This is a genomic window from Cystobacter fuscus (assembly GCF_044360685.1).
In the GTDB taxonomy this organism is placed as follows: domain Bacteria; phylum Myxococcota; class Myxococcia; order Myxococcales; family Myxococcaceae; genus Cystobacter; species Cystobacter fuscus_C.
This window is the reverse complement of record NZ_CP043491.1, coordinates 10,088,219-10,103,463: the sequence shown is the minus strand read 5'-3', so window position 1 is coordinate 10,103,463 and position 15,245 is coordinate 10,088,219. Positions and strand designations below refer to the sequence as shown.

Here is a 15,245-nt window from a genome sequence, read left to right as displayed (position 1 = left end):
GCAACTCCGGCGACTGAACCCCGGCTACTCCTTCTTCGGCGCCGGGAGGATGGTGTCCACCAGCGTCATGAGCTGGGCGCAGCTCACCGGCTTGCGCACGAAGGCGTTGATGCCCGCCCGCTGGCCCTTGTTGCGCACCTCGGCCGCGTTCGCGTCGCCCGTCATCATCAGGATGGGGATGCGCGTCACCTTCGCGTCCTTGTGCGCGCGCACCGCGGCGGCGAAGTCCGCCCCGTTCATCCCGTCCATGTGGAAGTCGGTGAGGATGAGGTCCACCGGCTGCTTCTCCAGCTCCGCCAGCGCCGCCTCGGCCGACTCCGCCTCGATGTACTCGAAGGCGCGCGCCATCAGGTAGATCTTGAGCAGCGTGCGGATGGAGCGGCTGTCGTCCACCAGCAGCACGCGCTGGGGCTTCACTCCCGGCTCGGGACGGGCGAAGGGGCGGGTCTCGTGAGCCGCCACGGCGAAGGCGCGCGCCGTCTCGGCGTTGAGCGTGCCAAAGGGCCGCGGCGTCTCGGGCAGCAGGCCGGGACGGGTTATCGCCGGCCCGGGCGCACCCGTGGCGCGCGCCGGCTCGGAAGAGATCGACGTGGAACGTGACGTGGACGTCGCCAGCACTTCAGGAACAACGGTGGCCGACTTCATTGAGCATCTCCGTGCAATGTCCCCCCCCCACACACACCACCAGACCGGGTGGTTCATGTTCGCCCACGGACCCCCCGAAGTCAAAGTCCTGTGAGGTGGGAGGGGCGAGGATTCCGGGTTCTCAGGGAACTTCGAGAACGAAGGATTGATTCTTCACCTCGGGCAGGCCGTCCGCGGCGGCCACGGAGGGGGACAGCTCGTTGGGCACGCGCCACGTCTGGCCGGTGAAGTGGATGAGGGTGAGGGCGTAGCGGCCGGAGGGCACGGCGCGCAGGGGCTGGGGCTGCTGGGGGTTGCGTGCGTCGAACGCCCGGGCCTGGACGACGACGCGCAGGGAGTCCACGAACACGAGCCCCATGTTCCAGGTGCCATCGGGCTTGCGCATGGAGTTGAGCACCGTGGTGTCCAGTCCCGCGGCGAGCACCACCAGGTCCGGCTGACCATCGCCCGGGCCCTCCATCCGCGGGTACTCCGCGCCCTCGGCGTCGAGGACGCCGTTGCGGTCCAGGTCGTTCTCGTCGGCGAGCCGCTGCGCGTCGGTGAGCGACTCGCCCTCGGCGAGCTTGCGCACCACGACGCGGGGCCAGAGGTCGGGCACGCTGTCACCGTTGGCGTCGTCGGGCACGCCATCCGTGTTGTCGTCCACGAAGCGCACGAGCATGCCGGTGGGCCGCTGGTCCACCGCGCCCTGGTGGATTTGCAGCGGCTTGAGCTCCAGCAGCTTGATGCTCGTGGTGCGCTCGAAGCGCGGGGGACTGTCCACCCAGAAGGCGGGGCGATCCACGGGCACGGTGCTCGTCTCGCCGAAGAGCACGTTGACGCCGGTGAGGGCGGGGAGGGTGCCGTCCGCGTTCTCGGCGAGCTCCAGTAGGCGGGGAGCGCGCGTGACGGGGTCCACCGCGGCGCCGCCCATGTCCCCGGCGTTGGGCTCGCCGGTGACGGTGTACCAGGGGATGAAGTCCGGGGTGTGGCAGGGCTGGGGGAGGGTGCGGCACGTGTCCGCGTCGATGAAGCCGCGCACGAGGTAGCGCCCCGGGGCCACGAGGCTGAAGGTGTAGGGCGCGGTGAAGGGGCCCGCGGAGGTGTCGTCCGCCGGTCCGAAGAGCCGCTCCTGGGGGATGACGGTGAAGCTCAGCGGGCGGCCCGTGCCCTGGGGCGGCGGCGGCCGGGCGGCGTCATAGAGCAGGACGATGGCGTTGCCGCGCACGCGGCCCTGCACCACCACCTGGCCCTCGATGCGCGACAGGTTCTGGCGCTGGCGGTGATCCGCGGTGGCCTCCACGGGCGGGGGATCGCAGTGGAGGGACAGCAGGCCCGCGAGGACGAGCCCAAAGCGGAGGGTCGGGCGAAGGGCGCTCATGGAGTCACCGTCAGGAGGGCGAGCACGCGGCGCTGGATGCGGTTGCCGAAGGGGTGCTCGGAATGGGGGGGTCCCAGGTTGGTGCCCACGAGGGCCACCGACACCTTGTCCTTCACCGGCGTGTAGCCCACGCGGGCGCTGATGACGGCGTAGGCGGGCAGGGTGTTGGCGATGGCGTCGAGGCGGGTGGGCTCATCCGCCGCGGGCTCGCGCTCCACCCACTGGGTGGAGGACGACCAGGCCACGTCCAGGCCCAGCTCCAGGTTCTGCCGCGTGCGGTAGGTGACGCCGCCGTAGAGCTTCACCACGGGCGCCTGGGTGCAGGGGCCGCACAGGCCGTCCTCGCCCTCGGCCGACAGGTTCTGGAAGGCGGCGGTGACCTTGATGCCCAGGCCGTCCACCGGCGCGAGCGTCACGCCGGCCTCGGCGCCCCGCGCGGTGTAGACGGCCGCCTCGTTCTGGAAGTACGAGCGGCCCAAGAGGTAGGATCCCGTGGCTGGATCCCACGAGTCGGTCGCCGTCGCCGACTGCACGGCGGACAGCTGGATGAGGTCGTACACGGTGTTCTGGTAGAGGGCCACGTCCCAGTCGATGCCGAGCTGGGGCGCCTCGCCGCGGTAGCCCAGCTCGAAGGCCTGCAGCCGCTCGGGCTTGAGCGTGCGGCTGCCCTGGGTGAGCAGGTTGGCGCCGTTGACTCCGGGCACCGGGAAGGCGAGCGAGGCGTAGCTCTCCAGGAAGGTGGGCTCGCGGAAGGCGGAGGCGAAGCTGGCGCGCAGCGCATGGCCCTCGCGCAGCATGTAGAGCGCGGACACGCGGGGCGAGTGCGCCAGGCCCGGGTTGCCGTTGTCCAGCAGCGGGTGCCGGTCCGCGCGGTAGGAGGCCACCACCCGGAAGGGCTGGGCGATCCGCCACTCGTCCTGGATGAAGGCGGCGGCGTGCAGCTCCTCGCGCAGCGTCACGAGGTAGTCCCACGCCACGCGCTTGAGCCGTCCCTCCACGCCCACGTTCACCTGGTGCTCGCCCAGCAGCGAGAAGTTGTGGCTGTAGAGCAGCTCGGCGTTGAAGATGTTGGAGTCGATGCGCGTGGCGAGCGGGCGCTGGCCGTGGGCCTGGTACTGCGGCCCCGCGTCGGCCGACAGCGTGTTCCAGAAGGCCTTCACCTTCAGCGGGCCCAGGTTCGCGTCCGCCTTGACGAAGCCCGTCACCCCGTCCACGTAGAAGTTGCGCAGGGCGCCCGGCGGGTAGGCCTCCGTGTACAGGCGGTTGACGCCGCCGGACAGGCCCAGCCCGGTGCCCGGGTTGAACTGGTAGACGGTGGCCAGGGTGGCACGCGCGCTGCGCACGCCCAGGTCCTTCTCAGGGTCCTGGATGACCATGTCGGGACGATCCTCGGCGAAGTCCCGGCTCCACTTGTCCGCCTGCGAGTAGCCCGCCGAGGCGCGGTAGTGCAGCTCGCCCGCGTTGCCATGGGTGACGAAGTGGCCGCCGGCCATGTTGCCGGTGCCGGTGTAGCCCTGGAAGCGCGCGCGGGGACCGGTGCCCGGCGCGCGGGTGATGATGTTGACCACGCCGAGCATGGCGTTGGCGCCGTACAGCGCGCTGCCCGGGCCGCGGATGACCTCGATGCGCTCGATGTCGTCCAGCTCCACCGGGAGCGAGGACCAGAGCGTCATGCCGAGGAAGTCCTGGTACTCGGTGCGTCCGTCCACCAGCACGAGCACCTTGTTGGCCAGGCGCTGGTTGAAGCCGCGCAGCGACACGTTGGCGCTGCCCGCCCCCATCGTCATCACCTCGGCCCCCGGCACGCGGCGCAGCAGATCCTGCACGGTGGTGGCGCCCGACAGGCGGATGTCGTCGGCGGTGATGACGGTGGTGGCGTTGGGCGCCTCGAGCGAGGACTGGGCGCGGCGGCTGGCCGTCACCACGCGCTCCTCGTAGGGCACCGCGCCCTCGTCCTCGGAGGAGGCGATGGCCGTGTCACCCGCGGAGGGCGTCTCCGAGGCGGGCCGCGCGGAAGGGGCGGCCCCGGAGGACTCAGGCAGGGCCTCGGCGCGGGCGATGGCCTTCTCCAGGCGCTCCACCAGCGCGGCGAGGGACCGGGCCGCCTCGGGGCCGGGAGCGATGGGCATGGGAGGCAGCCCGGGCTTCCCCGTGGGGGGGACCGCCGTGCCGGCCTGGGCGCTGGCCTCGGGGTTCTCCTGGAGCGTCTGCTCGAGCTTGGCGAGCGTGGTGCGCACGCGGGCGGCGTCCGGGGGCGCGGCGTCGAGATAGCGCCGGTAGTACTCCACGGCCTCGGGCACCCGGCCCGCGTCCTGGTAGGCGCGGGCGATGTTGTAGAGGACGTTGGCGTGCGGCTTGATGGCGTAGGCTTCCAGCAACTCGGCGATGCCCGGGTCGTACTTGCCCTGGGCGATGAGGTTCATTCCGTTGCGGAAGTGGCGGCGGGCCTCCAGGCGGGAGTCGCCGAAGGCCGTGCCCGCGCACAACAACAGCGCCAGCGTGCCGGCTCGCTTCAGGGCGGTCGGGTTCTTCACCATTTTCAGTAGGGGTCGTCCTTGTACCCGGAGGAGTCCTTGCCCGCCGACGAACGGGAGCCGCTCCTCTTCTTCTGCTGTTGCTTCTGCAGCTTCTGGTTGAAACGGACCACCGGCCCTTCACCCCCGATGACGGCGGTGGCGCGCTGGTAGCCCTCGAGCGAGAACGTGACTTGGGCGCTCACGTGGCCCTGGGCATCGGACGGCACGGACAGCTCCAGCGGCGTGCGTCCCATCACCTCTCCCTCGTAGGTCACCGTCGCGCCCTCCGGCACGCTGCCTAGCTGCAACTGGATGGAAGCGCGGGCGGGGGTGTCGCTCGTGGGCACGAGCGGGGCGAGCTCGTCCTCTTCCACGGCCTGTTGCGGGACGACGGCGGCGGGCGTGGGCTCGGGGGCGCGGGCCACGGCGGCGGGGGCCTGGCTCGGCTCGGGCGAGCGCAGACTCATCGCCGCCACCACGCCCAGGCCCAGCAGCAGGGAGATGGCGAAGAGGGCCAGGGGAAGGGTGCGCCGGGGGCCCGCCGCGGCCGTGGGCGCGGAGACGCCCAGCGACAGGGTGTTGGCGCCCGAGGTGCTCGGCACGGGCAGGGGCCCGGTGCGCGGTCCGCTGAAGGGCCCACTGCCCGGGTTGGGCACGGCGCTCATGCCGTTGCCGGTGAGCAGGGAGGGCGAGGAGGAGGAGAAGGCGCCGCTGAAGCCCGCGGCCGCGGCGGCGCGGCGGATGCCCTCGAGCACCTCGTCCATGGACTGGAAGCGATCGTCGGGGCGCTTGTTGAGGCAGCGCATCACCAGCGCCTCCACCTCCGGCGGCACGTCGTGCATGGGCCAGACGGAGGAGAAGGCGGGCGGGGCCTCGTTGAGGTGCTTGAAGATGACGTCGATGCTCTGCGGGGCGTGGAAGGGGGGCCGCCCGACGAGCAGTTGGAACATCACCACGCCCAGCGAGTACACGTCGCTGCGCGGATCCGACACGTTGCGCGCCTGCTCGGGCGCCATGTACAGCGGCGAGCCGAGGATGACGCCCGCCTGGGTGATCTCCGCGTTGGGCGGACGCTCGCGCTCGGGCAGGAAGGACTTCACCAGGCCGAAGTCGAGCACCTTCACCACGTCATGATCGTCCTCCTGGTTGAGGACCATGATGTTGGCGGGCTTGAGATCGCGGTGGATGAGGCCGACGCGGTGGGCCTCGCGCAGCGAGCGCGCCACCTGCTGGGCGATGTTGAGCACGCGCATCCACGGCAGCGCGCCCACCTGGGCGGACAGGTGCGCGAGCGTCTGTCCCTCCAGGTACTCCATGGCGATGTACAGCACCCCGTCGTCCGTCTTGCCGTAGTCGAAGATGGTGACGGTGTTGGGGTGGCGCAGCTTGGAGGTGACGGCCGCCTCCATGAAGAAGCGCTTCTGGAAGCCGGGATCCTTGGCCTCGCTGTACTGGGGGTTGAGCACCTTGAGCGCGACCAGGCGCTCGAGCGGGGACTGCATGGCCTTGTACACCCGGCCCATGCCGCCCGAGCCGAGCACTTCCAGGATGCGGAACTTGTCGTTGAGCACCCGCCCGAGCAGGGGGTCTCCGGGGTCGGACGGTGCGCTCTGCGCCTGGGTGCCACTGTGGATCATGCGCGATGCCCTCCGCCGGTGGGGGTACGGGGCGGGTGTAAAACAGAAAACGTGTGTTGTACCGGATGCTAGCACTAGAAGCGAAGCACTCGAAAACCCGACGCTTCGGGAGATTATCGGCTCCACCCCCTTGCTTGTTGCGGCGCGTCATCAGCCGCGCTTGGGGGATTCATGCACGGGAGAATGGACTTGCGCGCTGCGTCACGGCACGCTGTCCCTCCATGGCGAATGCTTCAGGAGTGAGAGGAATCCGGCCGCTCGTGCCGGTGGTAGGTGTGCTGGCGTCCGGGCTGGCGCATGCCCAGGCGGCCGAGCCCGTGGCCAACTCGGGAGACACGGCGTGGATGCTGGTGGCCTCGGCGCTGGTGCTGCTCATGACGCCCGGGCTGGCGCTCTTCTACGGCGGCATGGTGCGGCGCAAGAACGTGCTGGCCACGTTCATGTACTCGTTCTTCGCGCTGGCGCTGGTGACGGTGCAGTGGGTGCTGTTCGGCTACTCGCTGGCCTTCGGCAAGTCGCACGGGGGCTTCATCGGCGGCTTCGACTACCTGCTGCTCAACAACGTGTCGCTCGAGCCCAAGGGCAGCATTCCGCACCTGGTCTTCATGGCCTTCCAGCTCAAGTTCGCCATCATCACCCCGGCGCTCATCTCCGGCGCGTTCGTGGAGCGCATGCGCTTCAGCGCCTACGTGCTCTTCACGCTGTTGTGGACCACGCTCGTGTACGATCCGGTGGCGCACTGGACGTGGGCCGAGGGCGGCTGGCTCTTCAAGCTGGGCGTGCTCGACTTCGCGGGCGGCACGGTGGTGCACTGGACGGCGGGCCTGAGCGCGCTCATCTGCGCCATCTACGTGGGCAAGCGCCTGGGCTACGGGCGCGAGCGCTTCATCCCGCATGACCTGCCGATGACGGTCATGGGCGCGGGGCTGTTGTGGTTCGGCTGGTTCGGCTTCAACGCGGGCAGCTCGCTGTCGGCGGGGCCGCTGGCGGCGCTGGCGTTCGTCACCACGCACGTGGCGGCGGGCGCGGCGGCGCTCTCGTGGACGGCGGCCGAGTGGTTCTTCCGCAAGCGCCCCACGCTCCTGGGCTTCGTGTCGGGCCTCGTCGCGGGGCTCGTGGCCATCACCCCGGCGGCGGGCTTCGTGTCGCCGGGCGGCTCGCTCGCCATCGGCATCATCGCGGGCGTGGTGTGCTACGGCGCGGTGCTCGTCAAGGAGAAGCTGCACTACGACGACTCGCTGGATGCGTGGGGCGTGCACGGCGTGGGCGGTCTGCTCGGCGCGCTGCTGGTGGGCGTGTTCTCCCAGGCCTCGCTCAACCCCGCGGGCGCCGACGGGCTCCTCCAGGGCAACCCCGCGCTGCTCGGCAAGCAGGCGCTGGCGGTGCTGGCGGTGGGCGCCTACACGGCCGTGGTGACGCTCGTGCTGCTCAAGCTCGTGGACAAGCTGGTGGGCCTGCGCGTCACCGAGGAGGAGGAGCGCATGGGCCTGGACTCCACCCAGCACGGCGAGGCCGCATACACCTCGTGAGCCTTGGGGGGCCGGGCTAGACTCGGCCCCCATGACGGATCGCCTCAAGGCCCTGCTCTCCTCCGCGCCGCGCTACCCCGAGCGCATCGTGTGCATGACGGAGGAGACCGTGGAGACGCTCTACCGCATCGGCGCGGGAGACCGGGTGGTGGGCGTCTCCGGCTTCACCGTGCGCCCCCCCGAGGCGCGCAAGAAGCCGCGCGTCAGCTCCTTCCTGGACGCCAACTTCGAGCGCATCCTCGAGTTGAAGCCGGACCTGGTGCTGGGCTTCTCGGACCTCCAGGCGGACATCGGCCGCGAGCTGTGCAAGCGCGGGGTGCCGGTGGTGCTCTTCAACCAGCGCTCCCTGGCGGAGATCCTCCAGACGGTGCGGGTGGTGGGCGCGCTCGTGGGACTGGCCGAGCGGGCCGAGCGGCTGGCGGAGGAGCTCGAGGCCAACCTCGCGCGCCACGCCGAGGCCGCCGAGCGGCTGCCGCGCCGGCCCCGCGTCTTCTTCGAGGAGTGGCACGAGCCGCTCATCTCCGGCATCCGCTGGTGCTCGGAGCTGGTGGAGCTGGTGGGCGGAGAGGACGTGTGCCGCGAGTCGCGCCAGCGCCAGGACGCCAAGGGCCGCATCTTCGAGCCCGCCGAGGTGGCCCGGAGAGACCCCGAGGGCGTCATCGCGAGCTGGTGTGGCCGCAAGGCGAAGCGCGACAAGATCGTCTCGCGGCCCGGCTGGGAGCGCGTGACGGCGGTGGTGGAGGACCAGCTCTACGAGGTGAAGAGCCCGATCATCCTCCAGCCGGGGCCGGCGGCCCTGACGGAGGGGGTGGGCGAGCTGGCGCGCATCGTGGAGGCGATCGCCCGGGGCGAGCCGCTTCCGGCCCCCAGCCCGGGCGAGCTGCGCCGGGTGCCGCGTTAGGCGCCGACGGCACGCGGAGGCGGGCGCACGCAGTGGTCCACCAGCCGCAGGAAGTCGTCGATGTCCAGGGGCTTGTGCACCAGGAGCACGCCCGGGGGCGGTTTGACGCGCGGGTGGGCGGTGATCATCACCGCGGGCGTGTCACGCAGCCGTTGCTCGCGCTCGGCCTGTTCCAGCATCCACCCGCCGTTCTCGCCGGGCAGCATGTAGTCGGTGATGACGAGGTGGAAGACCTCGGAGCGAAGACGCTCCAAGCCGTCTTCCGCCGAAGCGGTGCCGACGACGGAGTAGCCCTCGCTCTCCAGCAGGTCGGTCAATCCCTCGCGGATGTCCTCGTTGTCCTCTACCAGGAGAATCTTCACTTTGCGTCCGGACCTTGCGGAGACCCACTCTCGGCGGGCCCACTGTCTCCATTCTGGACGCCTGGGGGAATCCCCCCTCACCCCCCGGGGTCTGGAGCTGTTCACTACCGTATTCGGTGAAGGGGGAGCGTGACAGGATGAGAACATGCCGTCCGTCTGGCCCGCCCTGCTCGCCGCGTCCCTGCTGATGGCGGATCCACCCGTGGGAGGGGAGGGCTACGAGGACGCGCTCGTGCGCTGGGGGTTGGAGCAGCGCGGGTGGACGCTGGAGCCGGAGCCCGAGGGCAAGCGCCTGGAGTCCGTGGAGGTGGCGAGCGAGGACGTCGTCGCCCCGAGTGACCCGTACCCGTCCCTGCTCAACGTGTTCCATGTGCGCACGCGCGAGCAGGTCATCCGGCGCGAGGTGCTCCTCACGCCGGGGGAGCCGTACTCGCCCACGCTCGCCCTGGAGACGGCGCGCAACCTGCGCCGCCTGGGCATCTTCGCGGTGGTGCGGGTGGTGCCCGTGCGGGGCCGTGCTCCCGACGGGGTGTCCCTGCTCATCATCACCAAGGACTTGTGGTCGCTGCGGCTCAACCAGGACTTCCAACTGGTGGGCGCGCTCGTGCAGTCGCTGCGCCTGCAGGCCACGGAGCAGAACTTCCTCGGGCTCAACAAGAAGGTCGCGCTGGATTTCCAGCTGCGCCGCGACTCGCTGAGCCTGGGGCAGACGTACGTGGACCCTCGCCTGGGGGGCAGCCGCTGGTCACTCACCGAGAGCGCCGCCGTCATCCTCGCGCGCTCGGGCCAGCCCGAGGGCTCCCGGGGCAGCGTGCTCCTGTCGCGGCCCCTGTACTCGTTGAGCACGCCGTGGAGCTTCCAGGCGCAGGTGGTGTGGCGCGTGCAGCCGGTGCGCGTCTTCCGGGGCGCGGACGTGTGGCAGTTGCCCTATCCCGAGGGCGGCACGGTGCCCTACATCTACGACGCCCGCGAGCTGAGCGGCAGCACGCTGTACCTGCGCTCCTGGGGCTCGCGCTTCAAGCTGGACGCGGGCGGGGGGCTGGGTGCGTACCACCGGCGCTATGGGGCTCCGGCGGACGCGGACCTGGACGAGGCGCGGCGGGCGTGGCTGCGCGATACGCTGCTGCCGCGCAGCGAGGACGCGACGTACGTGCTCGCCTACGCGCGTTTCTGGGAGACGCGCTACGAGGTGATGCGCGACGTGGACTCCTACGCCCTCTCCGAGGACTTCCAGGTGGGCCCCTACGTCACGGCCACGGCGCGCTACGCGCCCGCGCTCCTGGCCTCGTCCAGCAGCTTCGCCGAGGTGGGCGTCACCGCGCGCTACCGCGTGCGCCTGGGGGACGCGCTCACCAGCGTGGCCACCGCCGCCTCCATCCGCCGCTGGCTCGGCGGGGAGGCCGGGGGCGAATGGGCCAACCGCCGCTGGGCCACGGAGGTGCAGCAGGTGTCGCCCAAGGTGCTCGGGGGGCGCTTCGTGGCGCGGGCGCTGCTGGACGTGAACCGCGATGACCTGAACGAGCGCGTGTTGTTGCTCGGGGGTGGCAATGGCCTGCGCGGGGCGTCCCCCGAGGCGTACTCGGGCAAGCGCATGGCGCTGCTCAACCTGGAGTACCGCACGCGGCCGCTCGTGCTCTACACGGTGCACCTGGGAGGAGTGCTCTTCTACGACGCAGGCACGGCGTTCGACGAGGCGCCGAGCGTCGTGCACACGGTGGGGCTGGGCGTGCGGCTGCTCTTCCCCCAGTTCAACACCTTCCCGTTCCGCCTGGACTTCGGCTACGTGCTCAACGGCGAGCGTCCTCCCGTGGGCGGGCGCTTCTCCTTCAGCGGCGGCCAGGTGACGGAGTTCCGGCCCTCGTTCCTGGACTCGCCCCTCTAACCTTCGTGCGGCCCGGGGACGAAGGTGCGGCGGTAGCCGGGCCATGCGTCCCACAGGTAGAGCGAGAAGGGCACCCACCAGATGAAGTCGTTGGTGAGGCAGAGCACGAGCGTCGCCGGGGGCCACTCTCCGCGCAGGATGAGCCCCGCGAGTCCGATGGGCCCGAGCACCTTGCCCAGCAGACCCACCGCCGCGAGCGCGAAGCCGTGCTCGGGCCGCCGGGCGACCTCAGCGTAGAGCAGGCCGTACACGCCGATGACCATGCCCAGGCAGGCGAAGAGGGCGGGCTGGTTGAGCGGCGGCATGTCCGCGAAGCGGAAGAGCCACTGCGGGTCCACCGCCGCGAGCAGTCCCCAGAGGAGGTTGTAGACGGCCGCGAGGAGGAACACGGCGCGGTGGAAGGCGCGCCGCTTCATGGCCGGACCTCGGGTTGGGCGGGCCAGGGCCAGTGACTGCCCGGCACTCCGAGCGCGGCGGCGAGGTCGCGCACGCCCGAGCCGAACACGCCCACCGCCATGAGGCCGAGCAGGACGCGCAGGGGCTCGGGGAGGGGGAGGGGGGCGAAGGCGAGCTGGGTGGGCAGGTCCCAGGCGTCGAGCAGCGCGGGCAGGAGATGGGCGAGCACCGCGCCGTAGAGGATGCCCATCACCGCGTGGGTGCAGCGCTCGCCGGGGAGGATGCCTCCGAGTGGCCGGCGCACCCGGTCCTCCACCACGAAGTCCGCGAGCGTGATGAGGATCTCCGCGGCGATGATGAGCGCGAGCACGGCGGCCCAGAGGCCCCGCCATGCGAGCCAGGGCAGGGTGCCGAAGAGGAGCGCGTAGAAGAAGTCGCGCGCGGCGTGCAGGAGCAGCTCGGGGCGGGTGCCGGGGACGTGCGCGGGCAGCCGGGCCTTCCACTCGTGGTAGTAGAGCGTGTCGAACGCGCCCAGCACGCCCTGGACGGCGAGCAGCCACAGCGCCGTGCTCATGGGGTCTCCTCGGGGCATACCCAACCTTCGTAGGACAGCAGCCGGCCCATCAATGGCGCTCCGATGCGCACGTGCACGCGCATTCCCTCGGGGGCGTCGAGGGCCTCGGCCTCGATGCGGGGCGAGAGCAGACGGGGCAGCCGCAGGCTCCAGGCCCCGAGGCACACCCAGGCGCCCACCTGCTCGTAGCGCAGGCCCTGGCCCTCGATGCGCAGGCGGAAGACGCACGCCACGGCGCCGAGCCGCTCCGCGAGCAGTCCTCCGGGCCAGACGTGTTGACTCGTGACGAGCGCATGACCGCCGAAGGCGCGTTCCCAGAACTGGAGGGCGCCCTCGCGCCGGACCACGAGCCGGGTGGGCACGTCCTCGCCCGCTGGGGGCAGCCGCAAGAGCCATCCCATCAGGGCGGCGAGCAGGCCCGGAGCCCGGCGCACGTGGAAGCGCCCGCGGGCGAGGCCCTCGGAGTGGAGCTGGCGCACCCGGGGGGGCAGCCGTTGCCAGTCCGGGCCCAGCAACTGGGCGTAGAGCGAGGGCGGCGGGAGTGCCTCGGGGACGGCGGGTGCGGCGATCATGGAACCTCCCCCCTCGGAGTGCTCGCGTGGAGCGGGCCCGCGTGGTTAGCGGTGGAGCTGGTAGCGGCGGGCGATCTCCGTCACTTCGCGGGTGACGGCCTGGAGCGTCTCGGTGGCCTGGAGCGTCGTGTCCAGGCGCTTCATCGTCTCGTCCATGCCGGAAGACAGGTGGGCGATGGCGTTGAAGATGTGGGTGATGCCCGCGTTCTGCTGGTTCACCGCGGCGGCGATCTGCCGCACGGCCGCGGCGTTCTCCTGGATGATGAGCGACATCTCGCGCAGGTTGTTGCCCGAGGTCTTCACCCGCTCGAGGCCACCCTCGACCTGGAGGGCGCCCTGCTCGCTCATGGAGACCACGTCCCGGATGGCGGTGCCGATGTCCAGCAGGCTCTTGCGGATGAGGGCGTTCTCCCGGATGGTCTGATCGGCCAGCTTGCGGATCTCACTGGCCACCACGGCGAAGCCCGCGCCCTGGTCTCCCGCGCGGGCCGCCTCGATGGAGGCGTTGAGCGCGAGCAGGTGCGACTGGTCGGCCAGGTCCTTCACGGTGACGGCGATGTGGGCGATCTGCGTGGCGCTCTCCTGCAGGCGCAGCACCTTGCCGCGGATGCCATCCACGAAGTCGCCGATGGTGCTCAAGCCCATCAAGGTGCGCTCGAGGGCCTGTTCCCCGTACTGGCCGAGCTGTTCGGCGTGGCCGGCGACGCTGAGCACGCTCTCGGCCTTGTGGGAGGCGAGCTCGGAGGTGGTGCGGATCTCCTCGGAGGTGAGCTGGGCCTGCTGGAGCACGGCGGCCTGTTCCGACAGGCGCTGGCGCTGCTGGTTGCTCGCGGAGCCGAGCCCGGTGCTCGCGGCGAGCAGCAGACTGGCCGAGGCCTGCAGGCGGGTGGGGATCTCCTGGAGCTTGTCCAGGGCGATGGCCATCTCGGTGGCGACATCGCCCAGCTCATCGGTGGAGGCCCACGCGGGCGCCACCGGAGCCCCATTGGCCAGTCCCTGGATGGCCGCCCGGAGCGCGGTGGTGGCCTGGGACTGGCGCCGGGCCAGCATCCAGGTGGTGAACATGGACATGATCAGGGCGAACAGTCCCAGGGCGATCAGGGGCGGCCCCAGCAGGGACGCCTGACTGTCGACGAAGCCGCCCAGGTGTTGGGCGATCCGCTCGGCCTGGGCCGCGGAGAGGGTCGGATCGCTCAAGAGCGCCTTCATCCGCTCGTCGCGCAGCGCGACGGTCTGCGTGATGAGCAGCAGGCCCATGATGAGCAGGGCGCTCACCACCACGGAGCCGATCGTGAAGGGCAGATGCCAGCTCTGGCGCATCCAGGACGGGCCCCTGCTCTGGGTGCGCAGCCGCAGCCGATCCCGCTCCTCGAGCAGCGAGGGCATCAACAGCGACTCGATCTGCAGGGCGGCGGGCAGGGCCATCGCATACCCGAGGGTGACGGCGATGAGGCACTCGGCCCCGAGCAGGAGCGGATCCTTGTGGAAGCGCACCACGAGGATCAGGCTGAAGAGCAGACCGCCGAGCAACTGACTGCCCTGGCCGCACAGCAACGACAGCTTCCAGGGCAGCTTGTACAGGCGCACGAGGTAGGCGTGGGGCTCCTCTCCGGGGCGCGTGCCCAGGTTGCGCTGCAGCTGCGGAAACGCGATGAGCCAGGGCACGCCCACGGCACCCAGCAGGATGAAGAGGGGCAGCAGGTAGCGCAGGCTCCAGGACATCTCCTCGGCCGACAGCCCGAGCGCCAGCGCGAACAGGTAGGCGGTGACGGGCGAGAAGAGGGCGCTCCACGTCGCCATGACGAGGAACACCCGGTGAGGAAGCTGCGGAGGGATGACCGTCTGCGGGTGTGAGCCGTTCATGAGACCGGGTCATTCTCCCAGAGAGAGGGGCGGGTAAGACAGGGACGCGCCCGGGGCCGCCCATGGCTGCTTGAATACTCTCCTGCTGGGCGGATGTTAACCGGGAAGTCCCGACTTGGTCGCCAGCTGGGTCAGGGGCCTGAAAAGGAGGGCTTCTGGGCGCGGGCTCGGAGCGGGCGTCAGGGGGGCTCGGTGCGCAGCAACTCGCGGAAGAGCACCTCGGCCACGTCCTGGAAGAGCCTGCCGGAGGCGAGCAGTCCCCCACAGTGATGGGGCTCCCGGGCCAGGGTCAGCGCGACGCAGCGGCCCAGGACGGCCTCCCAGAAGGGCTCCGAGTCGGGTGGGAGCAGGTACTCCCGGATGATGTCCCGGGGCCAGGGCAGCACGGTGGTGGGGTCCGCGTCGCTCAGGCTCGTGAAGCAGTCCAGGTCCACGTCCAGCAGCACCCGCTCGGCGGCCTCGAGCACCTCGCGCACGCGGTCTCCCGGCGCGGGCGAGGCCCAGGCCTCCGCCGCCCGGTCCACCGTGGGCACCACCACCAGGCGGTGCGAGCGCCCCCGCGTGTCGACGTAGTGCTCCGCCGTGGATGCGCCGCGGGGGGTTGCCCGCGCGAGCACCAGGGCGTCGCCCACGAGTCCCGCCTCCATGGCCGCCAGCACGTGATCGTAGTTGCGCACGTCCAGGTGCCAGCGCGCGTGTTCATCCAGCGCGCGCAGCCCCGCGGAGCGATCCGGTACCGCCGCGGGCGCCGCCGGCACCACCAGGTCCAGGTGCCGGTCCAACGTCACGAGCAGCGCCGGGGGCCCGTCCTCGCCCAGAGCACAGGCCCAGGCGGGGAGCGCCAGCCGGTGCGGATCGAACACGAAGGCATCTCTCGGCCCCCGCCCGCCACCGAGCGCCAGCCGGATGATGCCCGCCAGACGCAGGTGTCGCTGGGAATCGTCCATGAGCCGACGGGAGTGTAGGCTGCGCGCGCCTTTCCCCCCAAAGGAAGAATGGCCCTGCTTC

Annotated in this window: 13 protein-coding genes; 3 read left to right on the top strand and 10 right to left on the bottom strand. The window is 71.1% G+C overall.

Annotated elements, in window-relative coordinates:
* Nucleotides 1-24: 24 nt before the first annotated feature.
* The 4 genes from F0U63_RS41435 to F0U63_RS41420 form a co-directional block, all read right to left on the bottom strand.
* Nucleotides 25-645 (bottom strand): response regulator, encoded by a 621-nt coding sequence (locus F0U63_RS41435; protein WP_395839336.1) that lies wholly within the window; start codon nt 643-645, stop codon nt 25-27.
* A 121-nt stretch (nt 646-766) separates the two neighbouring features.
* Nucleotides 767-2,005 (bottom strand): hypothetical protein, encoded by a 1,239-nt coding sequence (locus F0U63_RS41430; RefSeq protein WP_395839334.1) that lies wholly within the window; start codon nt 2,003-2,005, stop codon nt 767-769.
* A complete protein-coding gene (locus F0U63_RS41425) occupies nt 2,002-4,542 on the bottom strand; it encodes a TonB-dependent receptor domain-containing protein (protein ID WP_395839331.1) in 2,541 nt (846 codons plus the stop codon). Before F0U63_RS41425 ends, F0U63_RS41430 begins: the two co-directional genes overlap by 4 nt.
* A 2-nt stretch (nt 4,543-4,544) precedes the next feature.
* Entirely contained in the window at nt 4,545-6,158 is a 1,614-nt protein-coding gene (locus tag F0U63_RS41420) for a serine/threonine protein kinase (protein WP_395839329.1), read from the bottom strand.
* 260 nt (nt 6,159-6,418) lie between these two features.
* Here F0U63_RS41420 and F0U63_RS41415 point away from each other — a divergent pair, with 260 nt between their 5' ends.
* Nucleotides 6,419-7,687, top strand: coding sequence for an ammonium transporter (locus F0U63_RS41415; RefSeq protein ID WP_395839326.1), 1,269 nt, complete (start codon nt 6,419-6,421; stop codon nt 7,685-7,687).
* A gap of 31 nt (nt 7,688-7,718) precedes the next feature.
* Nucleotides 7,719-8,588, top strand: a complete 870-nt coding sequence (locus F0U63_RS41410) for a cobalamin-binding protein (RefSeq protein WP_395839324.1) — start codon at nt 7,719-7,721, stop codon at nt 8,586-8,588.
* Here the strand turns inward: F0U63_RS41410 and F0U63_RS41405 are convergent.
* A complete protein-coding gene (locus F0U63_RS41405) occupies nt 8,585-8,950 on the bottom strand; it encodes a response regulator (protein ID WP_395839322.1) in 366 nt (121 codons plus the stop codon). The genes F0U63_RS41410 and F0U63_RS41405 overlap by 4 nt on opposite strands.
* Before the next feature lie 145 nt (nt 8,951-9,095).
* On the opposite strand from F0U63_RS41405, the gene F0U63_RS41400 reads away from it, so the two are divergent.
* Nucleotides 9,096-10,832, top strand: coding sequence for a BamA/TamA family outer membrane protein (locus F0U63_RS41400; protein ID WP_395839320.1), 1,737 nt, complete (start codon nt 9,096-9,098; stop codon nt 10,830-10,832).
* On the opposite strand, the gene F0U63_RS41395 is transcribed toward F0U63_RS41400, so the two are convergent.
* The 5 genes from F0U63_RS41395 to F0U63_RS41375 form a co-directional block, all read right to left on the bottom strand.
* Nucleotides 10,829-11,248 (bottom strand): hypothetical protein, encoded by a 420-nt coding sequence (locus F0U63_RS41395; protein ID WP_395839318.1) that lies wholly within the window; start codon nt 11,246-11,248, stop codon nt 10,829-10,831. The two genes, F0U63_RS41400 and F0U63_RS41395, sit on opposite strands and share 4 nt — an antisense overlap.
* A complete protein-coding gene (locus F0U63_RS41390; protein ID WP_395839315.1) occupies nt 11,245-11,802 on the bottom strand; it encodes a hypothetical protein in 558 nt (185 codons plus the stop codon). Before F0U63_RS41390 ends, F0U63_RS41395 begins: the two co-directional genes overlap by 4 nt.
* Nucleotides 11,799-12,374, bottom strand: a complete 576-nt coding sequence (locus tag F0U63_RS41385) for a DUF4166 domain-containing protein (RefSeq protein ID WP_395839313.1) — start codon at nt 12,372-12,374, stop codon at nt 11,799-11,801. The genes F0U63_RS41390 and F0U63_RS41385 overlap by 4 nt, the downstream gene beginning before the upstream one ends.
* Nucleotides 12,375-12,419: 45 nt before the next feature.
* On the bottom strand, nt 12,420-14,237 hold the full coding sequence (locus F0U63_RS41380; RefSeq protein WP_395839311.1) for a methyl-accepting chemotaxis protein: 1,818 nt from the start codon (nt 14,235-14,237) through the stop codon (nt 12,420-12,422).
* Nucleotides 14,238-14,416: 179 nt separating this feature from the next.
* Complete coding sequence (locus F0U63_RS41375) at nt 14,417-15,184, bottom strand: hypothetical protein (RefSeq protein WP_395839309.1); 768 nt, start codon at nt 15,182-15,184, stop codon at nt 14,417-14,419.
* Nucleotides 15,185-15,245 lie beyond the last annotated feature (61 nt).

Bases quoted from the DNA above. Each gene is read 5' to 3' on its own strand.
- F0U63_RS41435 (WP_395839336.1), bottom strand. From the start codon at position 645: ATGAAGTCGGCCACCGTTGTTCCTGAAGTGCTGGCGACGTCCACGTCA.
- F0U63_RS41430 (WP_395839334.1), bottom strand. From the start codon at position 2,005: ATGAGCGCCCTTCGCCCGACCCTCCGCTTTGGGCTCGTCCTCGCGGGC.
- F0U63_RS41425 (WP_395839331.1), bottom strand. From the start codon at position 4,542: ATGGTGAAGAACCCGACCGCCCTGAAGCGAGCCGGCACGCTGGCGCTG.
- F0U63_RS41420 (WP_395839329.1), bottom strand. From the start codon at position 6,158: ATGATCCACAGTGGCACCCAGGCGCAGAGCGCACCGTCCGACCCCGGA.
- F0U63_RS41410 (WP_395839324.1), top strand. From the start codon at position 7,719: ATGACGGATCGCCTCAAGGCCCTGCTCTCCTCCGCGCCGCGCTACCCC.
- F0U63_RS41400 (WP_395839320.1), top strand. From the start codon at position 9,096: ATGCCGTCCGTCTGGCCCGCCCTGCTCGCCGCGTCCCTGCTGATGGCG.
- F0U63_RS41395 (WP_395839318.1), bottom strand. From the start codon at position 11,248: ATGAAGCGGCGCGCCTTCCACCGCGCCGTGTTCCTCCTCGCGGCCGTC.
- F0U63_RS41390 (WP_395839315.1), bottom strand. From the start codon at position 11,802: ATGAGCACGGCGCTGTGGCTGCTCGCCGTCCAGGGCGTGCTGGGCGCG.
- F0U63_RS41385 (WP_395839313.1), bottom strand. From the start codon at position 12,374: ATGATCGCCGCACCCGCCGTCCCCGAGGCACTCCCGCCGCCCTCGCTC.
- F0U63_RS41380 (WP_395839311.1), bottom strand. From the start codon at position 14,237: ATGAACGGCTCACACCCGCAGACGGTCATCCCTCCGCAGCTTCCTCAC.
- F0U63_RS41375 (WP_395839309.1), bottom strand. From the start codon at position 15,184: ATGGACGATTCCCAGCGACACCTGCGTCTGGCGGGCATCATCCGGCTG.